Source organism: Cellulomonas sp. HD19AZ1, assembly GCF_004535805.1.
Taxonomy (GTDB): domain Bacteria; phylum Actinomycetota; class Actinomycetes; order Actinomycetales; family Cellulomonadaceae; genus Cellulomonas; species Cellulomonas iranensis.
Map to the genome: position 1 here is coordinate 248,398 of NZ_SPHX01000001.1, position 17,257 is coordinate 265,654.

Genomic DNA, 17,257 nt, shown 5'->3' on the forward strand with positions numbered 1-17,257 from the left:
CGCCGTGCCACCCCGGGAGCGACCATGGCAGACCCCCGCGGCTTCCTCACGACGCGGCGGCGCGAGCTGCCCGCCGACCGTCCCGTGGCCGTGCGCCTGCTCGACTGGCGCGAGGTGCACGCGCACCGTGCGGGTCACCCCGACGACGTCGCGCTCGTGCGCCGCCAGGCGGGGCGCTGCATGGACTGCGGCATCCCGTTCTGCCACTCCGGATGCCCGCTGGGCAACGAGATGCCCGCGTGGAACGACCTCGCGTGGCGCGGGCAGTGGGCCGACGCGTGCGACCGGCTGCACGCGACCAACAACTTCCCCGAGGTCACGGGCCGCATCTGCCCGGCGCCGTGCGAGGCCGCGTGCGTGCTGGGGATCAACGGTGAGCCGCTCACGATCCGGAACGTCGAGGTGGCGGTCGCCGAGGAGGCGTTCGACCGCGGGCTGCTGGCGCCGCAGGTGCCCGAGCGGCTCTCGGGCCACACGGTCGCCGTGGTCGGGTCCGGGCCCGCGGGGCTCGCGTGCGCGCAGCAGCTCACGCGCGCCGGTCACACCGTGGTGGTCCACGAGCGCGCGGACCGCGCGGGCGGCCTGCTGCGGTACGGCATCCCCGAGTTCAAGCTCGAGAAGCGCGTGCTCGACCGGCGGCTGGCGCAGATGGCCGCCGAGGGCACGCGGTTCCGCACGGGCGTCGACGTCGGCGTCGACGTCACGGGCGCGCAGCTGCGAGCGCGGTACGACGCGGTCGTGCTGGCCACGGGCTCGACGGTCCCGCGGGACCTGCCGGTCGACGGGCGCGACCTGCGCGGCGTCGAGCAGGCCATGACGTACCTGCCGCAGGCGAACCGCGCGGCGGTCGGCGACACGGTCCCGGACCAGCTCGTCGCGACCGGTCTCGACGTCGTCGTCGTGGGCGGCGGCGACACCGGCGCCGACTGCCTGGGCACGGCGCTGCGCCAGGGCGCGCGGTCGGTGACCCAGGTCGAGATCCTGCCGACGCCGCCGACGGAGCGCCCCGCCGACCAGCCCTGGCCGACGTACCCGCGCGTGCTGCGCACGGCCAGCGCGCACGAGGAGGGCGGCGAGCGCGTGTGGGCCACGAGCACGGTGCGCTTCCTCGACGACGGCGCGGGCGCCGTGCGTGCCGTCGAGGTCGAGGACGTCGAGCAGGTCGCCGGCCGGTTCGTGCCGGTCGCGGGCACGCGCCGCGAGCTGCCGGCCGACCTCGTGCTGCTCGCGCTGGGCTTCACGGGCGCCGAGCCGGGCGCGCTGCTCGACGAGCTGGGCGTCGCGCGCGGTCCCCGCGGCGCGCTCGAGCGTGACGACGACTACGCGACGACGACGCCCGGCGTGTTCGTCGCGGGCGACGCCGGACGCGGGCAGTCGCTCGTGGTGTGGGCGATCGCCGAGGGCCGGGCCGCCGCCGCGGCCGTCGACCGGTTCCTGTCCGGCAGCACGGCGCTGCCCGCGCCCGTGCGCGCGAGCACGGTCGCGATGGGCGTGCGCGACGGGGCGGGCACGCGCTGACCGCGCGCACCCGCCCCGCCCCGACCGCCCCCGCCCCGACCGCCGCAGCCCCGACCGCCCCCGCCCCGACCGCCCCCAGCCGGCGCCGGGAGGCCTGCGCGTCACGTCCAGGCGGTCCAGTCCGCCTTCGCGATCATGCAGTGCACGCCCTTGACGGCGTCGACCACCTGGCTCACCTCGAAGTCGCCCGCGGCCGACAGGTAGGCCAGCGCGACCGCGCGCGGCACGCCGAACCGGCCGTGCAGGAACGCGACCGCGTTGCGCACGGCCGCGCGCATCGCCTCGTCGAGGTCGGGGTGCAGACCCGTCGGCACCCAGTGCGTCGGGGTCTCGACGACGGGTCCGGCCGCCGCGCCGAGCACGGCCGTGCGGTCGGCGGGCCGCAGCACGGTCAGCCGCAGCGTCGCGCGCAGCGACGCCTCGAGCGCGGTGAGCGCGACTTCGCCGTTGCCCTGCGCGAAGTGCGGGTCGCCCGCGCAGAACAGCGCACCGTCGACCGCGACCGGCAGGTAGAGCGTCGAGCCGACCGTCGTGTGCTTGACGTCGATGTTGCCGCCGTGCGGGCCGGGCGGCACCGACGGCACGGGCTCGTCGGTGTCGGGGGCGACGCCCATGAGGCCGAGGAACGGCGCGAGGCCGAACCGCACGGTGCGCCCGCCGCCGGCGTCCATGTACCCGACGTCGCGCCCCTCGTGCTCGCCGACCCACGCGAAGTGGCTCACGGTGCCGTCGCCGACCATCGCGTCGACGTGCCGCGTGGGCGTCGAGTCGAGGTCCTCGGGGTACTCGCCGGCCAGCGCCCCGTACCCGTGCCGGTTGGACACGAACCCGTACGGCACGCGCCGCGCGAGGTCGAGGACGTCGACCCGCAGCACGTCGCCCGCGCGGGCACCGGTCACCTCGATCGGCCCGGTGACGACGTGCGGCCCGTCGTCACCGCCGTTGACCAGCGGCGACGCGGCCAGGTCGACCGCGTCGGCGAGCACGTCGGCGACCCCGAACTGCGCGAGGTACCGCCGCGGGTCGCGCCCCTGGTCGGCCAGCAGGCCCTCGTGGCTGAGGGTGTCGATCGTGACGGTCGCGCCGTCGGGCACCGCGAGCACGGGTGCGCTCGTGCGGTCCGGCAGCCAGCCCCACCGCACCTCGTGCGCGCGGCTGGGCAGGTAGTGCTCGCCGAGGACCGGGCCCTCGCCGGGCTGCAGGACGACGGACGTGGCGGGGGCGGTCGTGGTGGCGGTCATCGTGCGGCTCCCTCGGGTGCGGACGGGTCCTGCTCGGTGCTGCGGTGCGGGCGCAGGCCCACGACGAGGTCGACCTCGACGCGGGCGCCGACGGCGAGCCCGGTGACGCCGACGCACGTGCGGGCCGGCAGCCCGGCGGGGAACCACGTGGCGTACTCGGCGTTGAAGGCCGCGTACTCGTCGAAGTCCGTGAGGTAGGCGCGAACCATGAGGGTGTCCGCGAGCCGCGCGCCCGCGGCGTGCAGCACGGCCTCGAGGTTGCGCATGACCTGCCGGGTCTGGGTCACGACGTCGTCGCCGACGATGGCGCCCGTGCGCGGGTCGGTGGGCATCTGCCCGGTCACCCACAGCGTGTCGCCCCAGCGCACGGCGTGCGCGAACGGGCCGACCTGCGTCGGGACGCCGGGGTGACCGGTGAGGACGAGCGCCTCGCGCTCGGGCAGGGCGGGGGTGCGGTCGTGGTGCACGCTCACACCTCCGCTGAGTCCATGGCGCCCACGAAGGAGCGCGTGAGCGCGTGCTGCGGGCGCAGCAGGACGTCGTCCGCGGGGCCCTCCTCGACGACCACGCCGCCGGCCATGAAGACGACCCGGTCGGCGACCTCGCGCGCGAAGCGGAGCTGGTGCGTGGCGATGACCATCGTCAGCCCCGACGTGCGGGCCAGGTCGCGGATGACCTGCAGCACCTCGGCGACCTTCTCGGGGTCGAGCGCGCTGGTCGGCTCGTCGAGCAGGAGCACGCGGGGGCGGGGCGCGAGGGCCCGTGCGATCCCGACGCGCTGCTGCTGACCGCCCGACAGGTGGCGGGGCAGCGCGTCGGCGCGGTGGCTCATGCCCACCTGCGCGAGGAGCTCGTCGGCGCGGGCCGACGCCTCGTCGCGGCCCAGGCCGTGGACCCACCGCAGCGGTGCCGCGACGTTCTCGCGGACCGTGAGGTGCTCGAAGAGGTCGAAGCTCTGGAACACCATGCCGACGCCCGCGGTGACGCGCTGCCGGGCGGTGCGCCGCTCGGGCAGCTCGCGGCCCTGCCAGTCGTAGCCGATGGCGGTGCCGTTGACGAGCACCGAGCCGCCGTCGAGCCCGTCGAGGTGGTTGAGCGTGCGCAGCAGCGTGCTCTTGCCGGAGCCCGACGGGCCGAGGAGCGCGACGACCTCGCCCTCGCGGACCATGAGGTCGATGCCCGCGAGCACCTCGGTGTCGCCGTAGGAGCGGCGCAGGCCACGTGCCTCGACCATCGCCTCGCCGAACGAGCGCGGCGGCGGGTCGGCGTGCGTGCGCCGGTCGTCGGGGACGGGGACGTCCGCCGGTGCGGCCGGTGCGTGCCCTGGGGGCGGGGCGGGGGTGGCCGTCGCGGGCCGCCGGCGCCACAGCGCGAGCCAGCCGCGGCGGCGCACGCCGTCGGGGTCGACGAGCGCCTCGACGAGCAGCTGCAGGCCCGTGATGGCGGCCGTGAGCAGCAGGTACATGACCGCGGTGGCGAAGTAGATCTCGAAGTAGTCGAACGTCGCCGACGCGAGCTGCTGCGTGCGCAGCGTGAGCTCGGGGACCGCGATGATCGACGCGAGCGCCGAGTTCTTCATGGTCGCGACCGCCTCGTTGCCGAGCGCGGGGACCATCGAGCGGAAGGCCTGGGGGCCCACGACGTGACGCAGCAGCCCGGCGGGTCCGAGCCCGAGCGCCCGGCCCGCCGCCCGCTGGCCGGCGGGCACCTCGCGCACCGCCGACCGGATGATCTCGGCGAAGAACGTCGCCTCGTTCATCGCGAGCGCGACACCGCCCGCGACCACGGGGGTGAGCGTGACCCCCGCGTGCGGGAGCACGGTGAACACGAACACGAGCTGCAGGATCAGCGGCGTGCCGCGGTAGAGCGTCGTGTAGGCGCGGGCGACGGCGGCGACCGCGCGGTGCCGCGACAGCAGCATCGACGCGAGCACCAGGCCGAGCGCGAGCCCGCCGACGAACCCCATGGCCAGCAGGCGGAGCGTGAACCCCATGCCCTGCAGCAGGTAGGGCAGCGTGAGGTAGTGCAGGAAGTCCGTCATGTCGTGGGCCCCCGCCGTCAGCCGACCGAGAGGACGGTCGGCTCGGCGACGGCGTTGGCGTCGAGCTCCCACTTCTCGGCGAGCTCGGTCTGCAGGCCGGTGTCCTGCACGACCGTGAGGGCGGCCTGCACGGCGTCGCGGAACTCGTGCTCGCCCTGCAGCACGCCGATGCCGATCTCGTAGTCGAGCATGACGGTCTCGGCGGAGTCGAGGTCGTCGGGGTGCTCGGCGATGAACCGGTTCACGGTGTTGATGTCGTTCATGTAGGCGTCGGCGCGGCCGGCGAGGATGGCCTGCACGCAGTCGGCGCTCGAGTCGAACAGCGCGACCTCGGGCGCGGCCAGGCCCGCGGCGGTGCAGTCGGGGGCGACGGCCTCGACGAGCGGGACCTCGACGTAGCCCTTGTTGAGGGCGACGGTCAGGCCGCACAGGGACGTGTCGATGCCGGTGATGCCCTCGGGGTTGCCCTTCGCCACCAGGACGCCGTCGAAGACCTTGGAGTAGGAGATGAAGTCGACGCCGCCGGCGGCGCGCTCCTGCGTCGCGTACAGGTTGGAGACGATCCAGTCGGCCTGGCCGGACGCGACGGTGGGGATGAGCTCGGAGAACCCGACGGCGACGTAGTCGACGTCGAACCCGAGGCACGCGCCGATGGCCTCGCCGAGGTCGATGTCGAAGCCCATGAACCGGTCGGGGTTCTCGGGGTCGATGACCTCGTAGCCGGGGGTGTGCGGGTTGATCGCGTTGGTCTGGGTGGTGCCGACGAGGTCGGGGTGCGCCTCGCGGAGGTCGGCGCACGCGGCGGAGTCGGCGAGGTCGGACCACTGCGAGGCGGGTGCCTCGGCGGCGTCGCTCGTGCTGGTGCACGCGGCGAGGGCGAGGAGGAGGGTGGCGGCTGCGGCGGGTGCGGCAGCGCGGCGGGACGGGGTCATGGGGGTCCTCTCGGTCGTGCGGCGGGGCTCGCCGGGGGACTGCGAGCCGGTCGCCGGGGGAGGCTCTCGGCCAGATGGTCTGACCAAGTGCGGCTGACGCTAGACGCCCGTCCAGGCCTGGTCGCTCGACGTCGAGAGACTGTTACGGCAAGTTCACAGGGCCGAAACAGGCGGTCGGATGGTCAGACCAACAGGCCGCGACCGTGGTAGCGTCCGGCCGTCCGCCGACGCCGTGGCGAAGGAGCACCCAGGTGAGCCCGGTCGAGATCCCGCCCCTGTCCCGCAGGACCGAGAACATCTCGGTCGTGCTCGCCGCCCACCTCGAGCGCCTCATCGCGACCGGCAGCCTCACGCCGGGCGACCGGCTGCCGGCCGAGCGCGACCTCGCCGCGACCCTCCAGGTGTCCCGCGCGACGCTGCGCGAGGCCATGCACGAGCTCGAGAACAAGCACCTCATCGAGCGCCGTCCCGGGCGCGGCACGGTCGTCGTCGAGCGCACCGGTGCCGAGCGCGAGCTGCTCGACCTGTCGGCGCCGGACGCGCCGTCGCGCGAGGAGCGCGACGCCGCCGAGCTCCGCGAGATCGTCGAGCCCGCCGTCGCCGGGCTCGCGGCGCAGCGCGCGACCGCGGCGAACCTCCTCCAGCTCCGCGAGGTGCTCGACCGCACGGCCGGCCAGGCGCGTGCCGAGGGGTCGCTCGAGTGCGACATCGAGTTCCACCTGCTCGTCGCGCGCGCGGCCGGGAACCCGCTGGTCAGCACGCTGCACACGCTCATGACCGACTGGACCATGGGGGTGCGCCGGCACTCGCACACCACCAAGGAGGGGCGCCGCACGTCCCTCGACGGGCACCGCGCCGTCTACGACGCGATCGAGCGGCACGACGCCGAGGGCGCGCGCCGCGCGATGGCCGAGCACCTCGGGTCCGTGCGCGGGCTCATCGCACGCCGCGCGCACTGACGCCGTCCGTCGTGCACGACGACGGGCCCGCCCCCGTGAGGGGACGGGCCCGTGGACCTCGTGCGTCAGACCCCCGCGGGGGCCGGTGCGCCGGTCGCGCGCGGCAGCAGCCGCTCCACGACGTCGGCGAGCGTCACGACGAGCGCGCGCTCGCCGCCCGTGACGACCGCGAGGTGGTGGCGACCCTCGCGCATGCCCGCGAACGCGGTCGCGACCAGCGTGTCCGCCGGCAGCTCGTACACGGGCCGCACGAACGGCGCGAGCGGTGCCTCGGGCGGGCTCGTGAGGGTGTCGCGCACGTGCACGACCCCCGACACCGCGTCCCCGTCGCCGACGAGGATGCGCAGGTGCCCGCTCTCGAGCGACACGCGCTGCACGTCCTCGACCGTCCCGCCCGTCGGCACCGTCACCGGCGCCGCGCTCGGGTCGGCGAGGTCGCCGACCGTCATGCGCTGCAGGTCGAGCGCCTGCGAGAGCTGCCGCGAGAACGCCGCGTCGAGCGCGCCCACGTTCGCGGAGTGCTCGACCAGGTGGCGCAGCGACGCCGGGTCGGTGCCCGCGGCCATCTCGTCGACCGGCTCGACGCCCACGCGGCGCAGCATCCGGTTGGCGGTCTCGTTGAGCGCCCGCAGCACGGGCCGCACGGCCCACATGAACGCGCGCATCGGCAGCGCGAGCAGCTGCGCCGACGACTCGGGGTGCGCGATGGCCCACGACTTGGGCGCCATCTCGCCGACCACGAGGTGCAGGAACGTCACGACGACGAGCGCGAGGACGAACCCCAGCACGTCGGCCGGCACGGCCGGCAGGCCCCACGACGCGAACAGCGGCGTGAGCCAGTGGTGCACCGCGGGCTTGGTGATCGCGCCGAGCGCGAGCGTGCACGCCGTGATGCCGAGCTGCGCGCCCGCGAGCAGGACCGTCAGCTCGTGCGAGCTGCGCAGCGCGGCGCGTGCCGACCGGCTGGAGCCGGCGGCGTCCTCGAGGCGGTGGCGGCGTGCCGCCAGCATCGCGAACTCGACGGCGACGAAGAACGCGGACAGCGCGATGATCGCGACCGTCACGACGACGACGACCCACGTGCTCATCGCTCGACCTCCTGGTCCGCGGCGTCCGCGGGCTCGTCCTCGTGCTGCTCGGCCCCCTCGTCCTGCCCGTCCGGCTCGGCCTGCTCGACGCTCAGGCGGACGCGCGAGGGCACGTGCCGCTCGACGTCGAGGACCTCGATGCGCAGCACCTCGGCGGGCGGCTCGCCCGCCTCGGCGAGCAGCGCCGGGTCGGGCGGCAGCGGCACCTGCAGGACCGTGCCCTCGGGGGGCAGCGCGCCGTGCGCGTCGATCGCCAGGCCGGCGATCGTCTCGTAGTCGTCGCGCGGCAGGTCGCGGCCGAGCGCGCGCTCGACCTCGTCGACGTGCACGTCGCCCGCGACGAGCCACGAGCCGTCGTCCTGCTCGGTCGCGTCGGCCGCGTCGAGCGGGTCGTGCTCGTCGTGGATCTCGCCCACGAGCTCCTCGGCGACGTCCTCGAGGGACAGCGCACCGGCGAAGCCGCCGTACTCGTCGATGACGACCGCGAGCTGGTTGTCCGAGCCGACCAGCAGGCGTACCGCGTCCGTCAGCGCCATCGACTCGGGCACGAGCGCGGCGGGGCGCTGCAGGCGCGCCGCGGTCGCCGACGGGTCGGTGCAGCGCAGCACGTCGGGCAGGTGCACGACGCCCGTGACGGTCTCGTCGTCGAGCACCGGGTAGCGCGAGTGCCCGTCGGACATGAGCTCGCGCAGGCGCGCGACGCCCGTGTCGGGGGTCACCGTGTCGACGCGCGAGCGCGGCACCATCGCGTGCTCGACGTCGCGCTGCGGGAAGTCGATGATGCGGTCCAGCAGCACCGACAGCTCGCGCGGCAGGTCGGTCGAGTCCGCGACGATGTGCTCGAGGTCGCGCGCGGTCGCCGAGTGCTCGACGTCGTGCACGGGCTCGATGCCCAGCACCTTGAGCAGCGCGTTCGACGCCGCGTCGAACACGCGGATGAGCCAGCCGAACCCGCGCAGGTACCAGATGGTCGACGTCGCGAGCCGCACGGCCGTCGGCTCGGGGCGCGCGATGGCGAGGTTCTTGGGGAACAGCTCGCCGAACAGCATCTGCACGAACGTCGAGAACAGCAGCGCGAGCACGGTGCCGACCGCGATGCCGACGCCCGTCGGCACGTGCACGAGGCCGAGGGCCTCGCCGATCGACTCGCCGACCAGCGGCTCGGCCACGTACCCGACGAGCAGGCCCGTGACGGTGATGCCGAGCTGGGCGCCCGACAGCATGAAGGACGTGCGGCGCGTGACCTCGAGCGCCTTGCGCGCACCGGCGTCACCGGCCTCGGCCCGGGCGGCGAGCCGCGACCGGTCGACGGACATGTAGCCGAACTCCTGCGCCACGAAGTACGCGGTCGCGGCGGTGATCGCCAGGATGACGAGCACGCCGAGCAGCAGGGTGATCACCCACATCGGTGCCCCACCCCCCGTCGCGTCGTCGCGTAGCAGGGGCGGGGCACGGGACTGTGCCCGGGACTGTCGGGGTCCATCGGATCTCCGGGTCGGTGAAGGGGGACGCGTGGGGAACGTCGCGAGGGGTCGCCGTGTTCCCGCGGCGTCGACGATCGTAGAGGACGCGCCCGTGCGTGCCCCGTGCGCCCAGGTGTCGCGGTGTCAGCCGTCGCGCGGTTCGTGCGGCGCGTAGACGACGAGCGCCGCGGGCAGCAGCCGCAGGTGCGCGGTCGCACCCGCCGGCAGGTCGGTCGTCTCGCCGTCGTGCGCGAGCACCACGGGCTGCCCGTCGTCCCGCGCGCGCACGCGCAGCGCGGTCGCGCCGCGCTGCCGCACGACCAGCCGCCGCCGCACGGGTGGCACGGCGTGCGCGAGGCGCGCCCCCAGGTCGCCGCCCGCGGCCTCGAGGAACGTGCGCAGCCGGCTGTGCGCCGTCCCGTCGCGCGCGTCACGCACGTCGAGCAGCCCGTCGTCGAGGCGGCGGCGCGCGACGGGGGCGAGGCTCGTCGGGTGGTAGCGGTCGACGCCCGCGAAGACCGACCACCAGCGGCCGTCCTCGTCGTCGACGACGAGCGCGACGGGCTCGGCCGCGCGCAGCGTGCGCGCGGCCGCCACGAGCGCGGCGACGGGCTTGCCCAGGCGCGGCGCGAGCCGGTCGCGGGTCGTCACGAGCTCGGGGTAGACGCCCACCGAGAACGTGTTGAGGACCGTCACCGGGGCGTCGTCGCCGACCGTGAGCTCGCCGACGTCGACCGTCACGGCCGTGCCGGTCTCGACCGCGCGGGCCGTGGCCGTGACCGACGTGAGGTCGGCGGCGCGCGCGAAGTGGTTCAGCGTGCCGGTCGGGAAGACCGCGAGCGGCAGACCGTGCGCGCGCGCCGCGTGCGCGACCGCACCGACCGTGCCGTCGCCGCCCGCGACGCCGACCGCGCGTGCACCGGCGGCCACGGCCCGCGCCACGAGGTCGGTGGCCGACGTGCCGTCGGCGAGCTCGACGACGCGCGCGCGGGGGAGCGCCGCGCGCACCTGCTCGGTCACGGGCCGCAGGCGCACGCTCGACGCGCCCGAGCGCGGGTTGACCACGACCGTGAGCCCCTCGCCCTCCGGCAGCGCGGGCACGACGGCCGGCGGGCCCGCGGGGACGTCCGGGCCGGGCAGGTCGCCGGACGGCACGAGCCGTCGCCCGACGAGCGCGACCCCGGCCCCCAGCGCGGCGCCGGCGACGACGTCGGACGTCCAGTGCGCGGCGACGTGCAGGCGCGAGTACGCGACGGCCCCGGCCACGGGTGCGACGGCCGCGCCCGCGGCGGGCCACTCGAGCGCGACGCCGGTCGCGAACGCGGCGGCCGACGCGCTGTGCCCCGACGGGAACGAGCCCGACGTCGGCTGCCGCGCGAGCCGGCGCACCCACGGCAGCGTCGTCGCGTCGGGGCGGGCCCCGCCGAACACGACCTTGCCGAGCAGGTTCGCCAGTGCGCTCGCGACCGCGACCGACCCCAGGCCGCGCAGCGCGGCACGCCGCCCGCGCGCGCCCGTCAGCGCCAGGCCCGCGCCGACCGCCCACCACAGGCGCGAGCGGTCCGCGGCGGTCGAGAGCCGCACCAGCGCGGCGTCGGCGCGCGGGCCGAGCCGGCGCGCGGCGGTGCGGTCGTGCGCCGCGCGGTCCAGGCGCCGCACGAGCGTCGACCGCACGTGGGGCTGCAGCACACCGCGCGCGCGGCCCTCGTGAACCCTCGGCATGGCACCCCTCCCGGTGCGCGGCGCGCACGTCCGGCCCAGCGTCGCACGCGGCTCCCGGGGGCGCCGGTCGTGCGTCGTGGCGCTGGTCACACGCACGCGGGAGGGGCACGCTGGTGCCATGACGACCGATGCGGACGCGCGGCTGCGCGAGCTGCGGCTGCTGCGCACGGTGCGTGACCGCATCGACCGGGACTACGCGCAGCCGCTCGACGTCGAGGCGCTCGCGCGGGGCGTGCACATGTCCGCCGGGCACCTCAGCCGGCGGTTCCGCGCCGCGTTCGGCGAGCCGCCGTACGCGTACCTCATGACGCGTCGCGTCGAGCGCGCGATGGCCCTGCTGCGGCGCGGCGACCTGTCGGTCACCGAGGTCTGCTTCGCGGTCGGGTGCGGGTCGCTCGGCACGTTCACGACGCGGTTCACCGAGCTCGTCGGCGTCTCGCCGGGGCGTTACCGGCGCCTCGCGGCCGGGCAGGGCGCGGGGCTCCCCGGGTGCGTCGTCAAGCAGGTCATGCGGCCGCGCCGGGACCCGTCAGGATCCGAGAAGTCCGCGGCGGGCGCGTCGGCCTAGCGTGGCGTGCATGGACCTGTTCCTCCATCTCGCGTTCCTGCCGGCCGACGACCCCGAGGCGTCGCTCGTGTTCTACCGCGACGTGCTCGGGTTCGAGGTGCGCAACGACGTCGGCCACGGCGCGATGCGCTGGATCACCGTGGGCCCGCCCGCGCAGCCGCTCACGTCGGTCGTGCTGCACCCGCCGGCGGCCGACCCGGGCGTCACCGAGGACGAGCGACGCGTGATCGCCGAGCTCATGGCGAAGGGCTCGTACGGCGCGGTCGTGCTCGGCACGTCCGACGTGGACGCGGTGTTCGCGCAGGTGCAGGCCGGTGGCGCCGAGGTCGTGCAGGAGCCCGCCGACCAGCCGTACGGCGTGCGGGACTGCGCGTTCCGCGACCCCGCCGGGAACATGGTGCGGATCCACCAGGTCGCGTGACGGCGCCCCCGGGGCGCGGCGCCGTCCGGTCCGGGTGAAAGATCGCACCAGCGTGATGCGGTCGAACACGTGTTCGATACGATGGGTCCATGCCCGACCGCCCGACCCCGCCGCGCCCGCCCGCCCGGGACGTCGCCAACAGCGAGGTCCCCGACGGCATCCCGACGCGCCCGCAGGGCGACGTCGCGGTCGTCGTCCGGCTCGTGTGGTCCGACGGCACCGAGGAGTGGCGCGCGGCGCGCGCGATCCGGTGGACGCGCACGCACGTGATGGTCGCGTGGCGCGAGCACGACCACGACCCGCGGTCCGAGCGGCACACCTGGCTGCGCGCGGGCGACGTCGCGCGGTCCGTGAGCTGGTTCGTGCCGCCCGAGCGTGTCCCGCCCGAGCGCACGCCGGCCTGACCGCACGTCGACCCGACCGCGGGACCGGTGGTGCCCGGTCACGCGCGCACGCGCCGCGCGACCACCTTCCCGAGCTCCGCGAGCAGGAACACGGCGACGGCGAACGCCGCGGTCAGGCCCCACTCGCGCGCACCGATCGGCGCCGAGTCGAACCAGTCGTGCATGAACGGCGCGTACGTGAACACGAGCTGCAGCACCAGCAGCGCGCCCACGGCCATCCACACCACGCGGTTCCCGGTGAGCACGCGCCACGTCAGGCTCGACCCGGTGAGGAACCGGCACGAGAACAGGAACGCGGTCTGCCCGAGCGCGAGCATCGTCACCGCGGCGGTCTGCGCGACGCCGTCGCCGGCGCCGAGCTGCTTCTCGACCAGGTACGTCGCGAGCGTCGCGCCGCCGATCAGCAGCGACGCCCACACCACGAGCACGAGCGCGGGGCGCGACAGCACGGCCTCCTTCGGCGACCGCGGCGGCCGGTCCATGATCCCGGCCTCCGCCGGGTCGTACGCGAGCGCGAGCGACAGCGTGACCGCCGTGACGAGGTTGACCCACAGGATCTGCACGGGCGTCAGCGGCAGCGCGAGGCCGAAGAGCACGGCCACGAGGATGACGAGCGACTGCGCACCGTTGGTCGGCAGCAGGAACACCACCGACTTGCGGATGTTGTCGTAGATCCGGCGCCCCTCCTCGACCGCGCGCTCGATCGTCGCGAAGTTGTCGTCCGCGAGCACGATCTCGGCCGCCTCCTTGGTGGCCTCGGTGCCCTTGACCCCCATGGCGATGCCCACGTCGGCCCGCGTGAGCGCGGGCGCGTCGTTGACGCCGTCGCCGGTCATCGCGACCACCTCGTGGTGCGACTGCAGCGCACGCACGATCCGGATCTTGTGCTCGGGGCTCGTGCGCGCGTACACGTCGACGTCGCGCACGCGCGTGCGCAGCTGCTCGGCGCTCATGGCCTCCAGCTCGGCACCCGTGAGCGCCTCGACCTGCTCGCCCGCGGGCACGATGCCCAGCTCGCGCGCGATCGCGACGGCGGTGCCCGCGTGGTCGCCCGTGATCATCTTCACCGCGATGCCCGCGCGGTGGCAGTCGGCGATCGCGGTCACGGCCTCCGGCCGCGGCGGGTCGACGATCCCCACGACCCCCAGGAAGGTGAGCCCCTCGTCGACGTCCGCGAGCGTGAGCGCGGACGTCGCGGGGTCGACGCGTCGCTCGGCCGCCGCCAGCACCCGCAGGCCCTGCGCGCCGAGCGCGTCGACCGTGCGCTCCCACGTGGCCGCGTCGAGCGGCGCCGTCCCGCCGCCGGGCGCCCGCTGCGTCGCCGCGCGGTCCAGGAGGCGGTCGGGCGCGCCCAGCACGTGGATGCGCACGTCGTCCTCCGCGAGCCGGTCGAGCGTCGCCGCGAGCTTCGTCGCCGACTCGAACGGCACCGCCGCGAGGCGCCGCGCCCCCGCGGTGCCGAGACCGGACTTCAGCGCGAGCGTCGTGAGCGCACCCTCGGTGGGCTGCCCGACGACGCGCCAGCGGCCGGCCTCGTCGGGGGTCACGCGCGCGTCGTTGCACAGCGCGGCCGCCCGCACCAGCGCGTGCAGGTCGGGGTGGTCCGCGAGCGGCGCGGGCGCGCCGTCGAGCGTGACGCCGCCGGTCGGCTCGTACCCCAGGCCCTCGACGTCGTACGTGCGCTCGGCTGTCACGACCGTGCGCGCCGTCATCTCGTTGCGCGTGAGCGTCCCGGTCTTGTCCGAGCAGATCGTCGTCACCGACCCCAGCGCCTCGACCGCGGGGAGCTTGCGCGTGATCGCCTGCCGACGCGCCATCTGCTGCACGCCCAGCGCGAGCGTGATCGTCACGAGCGCCGGCAGACCCTCGGGCACGGCCGCGACCGCGAAGCCGATCGCGGCCGACACCAGCTCGGGCAGCGCGAAGTCGTGCACGACGCGGCCGATGACGAGCATCGCGAACGCCATGACGAGGATCCCGCGCGACAGCAGCGTGCCCAGGCGGCCCAGCTGCCGCTTGAGCGGTGTCTCGAGGGGGTCGACGTCCGCGATGAGCGACTGGATGCGCCCGATCTCCGTGCCGGCCCCCGTCGCGGTGACCACGCCCCGGCCGGTCCCGGTCGCGACGATCGTGCCCGAGAACAGCATGCTGGCGCGGTCGCCGACGCCCGCGTCGGCACCGACCGGCGCGACGTCCTTCGCCGCGGGCACCGACTCGCCCGTGAGCGCGGACTCGTCGACCTGCAGGTGCGTCGCGGCGAGCAGTCGCACGTCGGCCGGGACCTTGTCGCCCGAGCGCACGCGCACGACGTCGCCGGGCACGAGCGTCTCGGCGTCGACGTCGGTCCACGCGCCGTCGCGACGCACGGTCGCGTCCAGCGACAGCATCGTGCGGATCCCGTCGAGCGCGCGCTCGGCCTGCCCCTCCTGCAGGAACCCCACCAGGGCGTTGACGACGGCGACCACGAGGATCACCGCGAAGTCGACCCAGTCGCCGAGGAACGCCTTGAGCACGGCCGCCGCGAGCAGGATGTAGATGAGCACGTCGTCGAAGTGCGACGCGAAGCGCACGACCGCGTGCGGGCGCTGCGGCGTCGGCAGCCGGTTGGGTCCCGTCGTCGCCAGCCGGGCTCGCGCGTCGTCGGACGTCAGGCCCGCGCGTGCGCTGCCCAGCGCCTCGAGCACGTCGTCGGCCTGGCGCGCGTACGGCAGCAGCGCGTCCTGCCGCGCCGCGCCGGGGCGCTCGTGGTCGGGCGTGATGGTCGACATCGCTCACCCCGTCGCTGCGTCGGTCCGGCGATCACCCTCCTGGCATCGTGGCACGCGCGGCGCGCGCAGGGAACGGCGGGCCGGGAGAACGGCGGGCGGGGAGCACGGCGCGCGGCGGGGACGCCGAGGGGCCGCGTCCGTCGCAGGACGCGGCCCCTCGGGTGCCGGGCGGGCCCGGCGGGATCGTCACACGTACAGCGGCGTGAGCTCCTCGTAGTCGGCCACCGTGCCGTCGCGCAGGACCACCTCGATGATCTTGCGGCCCAGCGGGTCGAGGTCCTCGGTGAGGAACTGCTCGAGCTCGGACTTGAAGAAGTCCGTGAGGATCCGCGCACCCGCGTCGTACGCGTCGAGACCGACCTGCGACTGGTACTCGGGCTGCAGCAGCGTGGGCCGGATCTGCTGGCCGTCGAGCTTGATCTCCTTGGGCCGGTAGCCGAACAGCGCGCACCGGGCCGGCGTGAGCTGCTCGGGCAGGATCCGCCCGCCGCCGCGCCGCGCCAGGTACTCGCGGGTCAGCCACTCGGCCGAGAACCCGACCTTGTACGCGCCGATGTGCTGGTTCGGCGTCAGGACGTACCGCGTGCGGTCGTTCTCGACGATCTGGCGCAGCAGCAGGTTCGCGGCCGCGACCTTGGTGCCGGTCGAGAACGGCCAGTACGACCCGACGCCCTCGGCGACCATGCCACCGTGCTTGAGGGCCTTCTTGACGTCCTTGCTCTCGCCGATCGACGGGTTCTTGTCGCCGCGCGGCGCGATCAGGCGCCACACCCACGCGAGCGACGGCGGCACGATGTGCATCATGCCCATGACGCCGTACGTCGGCGCCTCGCGCGTGCACAGCGGCATCCGGACGCCGAACGTGCGGACGTCGACCTCCTTGGGCTCGCAGATGACGTTCTTGACGAACGTCCGCGGGATCACGACGCGCGGGTTGGGGCACCGCTTGCCGTTGGAGTCGAGCGTGTGCTCCCACGGCAGCGCGGTGGCGTCCGGCACGCCGTCGATCGACAGGAACAGCAGCGGCTCCTGCGGCTCGATGACGGCCCGCTCGAACGCCGGGTCCTCGCCGTAGCTCGTGAGGTTGTCGACGCGCACGAACCAGCCGGCCTCGGCGTCCGCCACCGACAGCCGCCCGTTGCCCTTCTGGATGGACGGGTGGCACAGCGTCATGTCGTCCGTCACGGGCGCGAGCTTCGACGTCTCGCCGAGCGTGATGTGGTACGGCTCGTCGCGCACGACGTTCGTGCCGACGAGGATGCGCCCGTCGCCCTCGCGCCGGATCTCCTGGCACATCTCGGACTTGCCGCCGCCCGACGCGCCCTCGTGCATGATCACGGTCTCGTTCTCGTACGGCGTGGTCACGCGCACGCTCGACGCGTGCGCCGTGAGCCAGCCCTCGTGCTCGCCGATGTCGAGCAGGACCGAGAACACGCCCTTCTTGGCGCTCGGGCCCGGGTACAGGTTGTACGCCCAGACCTCGTGCAGCACCTCGGACCGGTTGTGCACGACGACCTGGCGGCTGTCGAAGTGCGTGTGCCGGAACGGCGGCGCGACGTAGAGGATCGAGCGGGGCGTGAACGCGCCGATCTCGTCGAACGTCACCCAGCCCTGCAGGTCGACGAGCGTGAGCGCGAAGAACGCGCTGTTGAGCGGCACGATCGCGAGCGACGGGTACCCGAAGTGCGGGCCGCCGGCCTTGAACGGCACGACCACGAGCTCCTGCGTGCCGAGCCACTCGAGCGTCTCGGCGCGCGTCGGGTCGAACTCCGCGCCGAACACGTCGCGGTAGCGCGGCTTGTCGGTCGGCAGGTCGTCGGCGATCCGCATGCAGTCCGGGTCGCGCCGGCGCATGTAGTCCTCGGGGTAGTTCACGGCCACGCCGTTGCGGCAGCGCGTGACGGTCGCCTCGGGGACCATCGTGCCGTTCACGTCGTACTCGACCGTGAACACGGGACCGCCGTCGGGGCCGAGCGCGAGCTGGTACAGCTCCTCGCGGGTCGCGGGGATCACGAGTCGCGGACTGGCCTCGAGGGCCGCACGCACCTCGGGTGCGAGAGACACGTCCGCCAGGGGACCGGTCACGGTGGCGCTCACGGCAGCTCCTTCGCCTTCGGGGGGACCGGGCGACG

14 protein-coding genes are annotated in these 17,257 nt (G+C 75.1%); 5 read left to right on the forward strand and 9 right to left on the reverse strand.

From position 1 onward, the window contains the following. The first annotated feature begins 24 nt into the window (after window positions 1-24). The gene (locus E4A51_RS01150) at window positions 25-1,518 is read left to right on the forward strand and encodes a glutamate synthase subunit beta (RefSeq protein WP_134850663.1); all 1,494 of its coding nucleotides are present in this window, start codon (window positions 25-27) and stop codon (window positions 1,516-1,518) included. Window positions 1,519-1,619: 101 nt separating this feature from the next. On the opposite strand, the gene E4A51_RS01155 is transcribed toward E4A51_RS01150, so the two are convergent. The 4 genes from E4A51_RS01155 to E4A51_RS01170 are packed head-to-tail and all read right to left on the reverse strand — an operon-like array spanning window position 1,620 to window position 5,732. After that, on the reverse strand, window positions 1,620-2,759 hold the full coding sequence (locus tag E4A51_RS01155; RefSeq protein ID WP_134850664.1) for an acetamidase/formamidase family protein: 1,140 nt from the start codon (window positions 2,757-2,759) through the stop codon (window positions 1,620-1,622). Then, complete coding sequence (locus E4A51_RS01160) at window positions 2,756-3,226, reverse strand: RidA family protein (RefSeq protein ID WP_206119933.1); 471 nt, start codon at window positions 3,224-3,226, stop codon at window positions 2,756-2,758. The genes E4A51_RS01155 and E4A51_RS01160 overlap by 4 nt, the downstream gene beginning before the upstream one ends. 2 nt (window positions 3,227-3,228) lie before the next feature. After that, window positions 3,229-4,800 (reverse strand): amino acid ABC transporter permease/ATP-binding protein, encoded by a 1,572-nt coding sequence (locus tag E4A51_RS01165; RefSeq protein ID WP_134850665.1) that lies wholly within the window; start codon window positions 4,798-4,800, stop codon window positions 3,229-3,231. 17 nt (window positions 4,801-4,817) lie between these two features. Continuing rightward, window positions 4,818-5,732 (reverse strand): ABC transporter substrate-binding protein, encoded by a 915-nt coding sequence (locus E4A51_RS01170; RefSeq protein WP_046528817.1) that lies wholly within the window; start codon window positions 5,730-5,732, stop codon window positions 4,818-4,820. A gap of 251 nt (window positions 5,733-5,983) precedes the next feature. Here E4A51_RS01170 and E4A51_RS01175 point away from each other — a divergent pair, with 251 nt between their 5' ends. Continuing rightward, complete coding sequence (locus tag E4A51_RS01175) at window positions 5,984-6,691, forward strand: FadR/GntR family transcriptional regulator (protein ID WP_134850666.1); 708 nt, start codon at window positions 5,984-5,986, stop codon at window positions 6,689-6,691. Window positions 6,692-6,756: 65 nt separating this feature from the next. Here the strand turns inward: E4A51_RS01175 and E4A51_RS01180 are convergent, their stop codons facing one another. The 3 genes from E4A51_RS01180 to E4A51_RS01190 form a co-directional block, all read right to left on the reverse strand. Next, window positions 6,757-7,779 carry a hemolysin family protein gene (locus E4A51_RS01180; RefSeq protein WP_134850667.1) on the reverse strand — a complete coding sequence of 341 codons (1,023 nt, stop codon included), beginning with the start codon at window positions 7,777-7,779 and terminating at the stop codon, window positions 6,757-6,759. Beyond that, window positions 7,776-9,185: a hemolysin family protein gene (locus E4A51_RS01185; protein WP_134850668.1), complete on the reverse strand. Its 1,410-nt coding sequence runs from the start codon at window positions 9,183-9,185 to the stop codon at window positions 7,776-7,778. Before E4A51_RS01185 ends, E4A51_RS01180 begins: the two co-directional genes overlap by 4 nt. A gap of 201 nt (window positions 9,186-9,386) precedes the next feature. Next, window positions 9,387-10,964, reverse strand: a complete 1,578-nt coding sequence (locus tag E4A51_RS01190) for a bifunctional phosphatase PAP2/diacylglycerol kinase family protein (RefSeq protein ID WP_134850669.1) — start codon at window positions 10,962-10,964, stop codon at window positions 9,387-9,389. 118 nt (window positions 10,965-11,082) lie between these two features. Between E4A51_RS01190 and E4A51_RS01195 the strand changes: the two genes are divergently transcribed. The 3 genes from E4A51_RS01195 (at window position 11,083) to E4A51_RS01205 (ending at window position 12,357) form a co-directional block, all read left to right on the forward strand. Beyond that, window positions 11,083-11,532 carry a helix-turn-helix transcriptional regulator gene (locus E4A51_RS01195; RefSeq protein WP_087510413.1) on the forward strand — a complete coding sequence of 150 codons (450 nt, stop codon included), beginning with the start codon at window positions 11,083-11,085 and terminating at the stop codon, window positions 11,530-11,532. A gap of 10 nt (window positions 11,533-11,542) precedes the next feature. Next, window positions 11,543-11,953 (forward strand): VOC family protein, encoded by a 411-nt coding sequence (locus tag E4A51_RS01200; protein ID WP_070319887.1) that lies wholly within the window; start codon window positions 11,543-11,545, stop codon window positions 11,951-11,953. An 89-nt stretch (window positions 11,954-12,042) separates the two neighbouring features. Further along, window positions 12,043-12,357: a hypothetical protein gene (locus E4A51_RS01205; protein ID WP_134850670.1), complete on the forward strand. Its 315-nt coding sequence runs from the start codon at window positions 12,043-12,045 to the stop codon at window positions 12,355-12,357. Window positions 12,358-12,395: 38 nt separating this feature from the next. Here the strand turns inward: E4A51_RS01205 and E4A51_RS01210 are convergent, their stop codons facing one another. Then, complete coding sequence (locus E4A51_RS01210; protein ID WP_134850671.1) at window positions 12,396-15,125, reverse strand: HAD-IC family P-type ATPase; 2,730 nt, start codon at window positions 15,123-15,125, stop codon at window positions 12,396-12,398. A gap of 186 nt (window positions 15,126-15,311) precedes the next feature. Next, window positions 15,312-17,222 (reverse strand): DUF4914 family protein, encoded by a 1,911-nt coding sequence (locus tag E4A51_RS01215; protein ID WP_046528812.1) that lies wholly within the window; start codon window positions 17,220-17,222, stop codon window positions 15,312-15,314. Window positions 17,223-17,257: the final 35 nt, after the last annotated feature.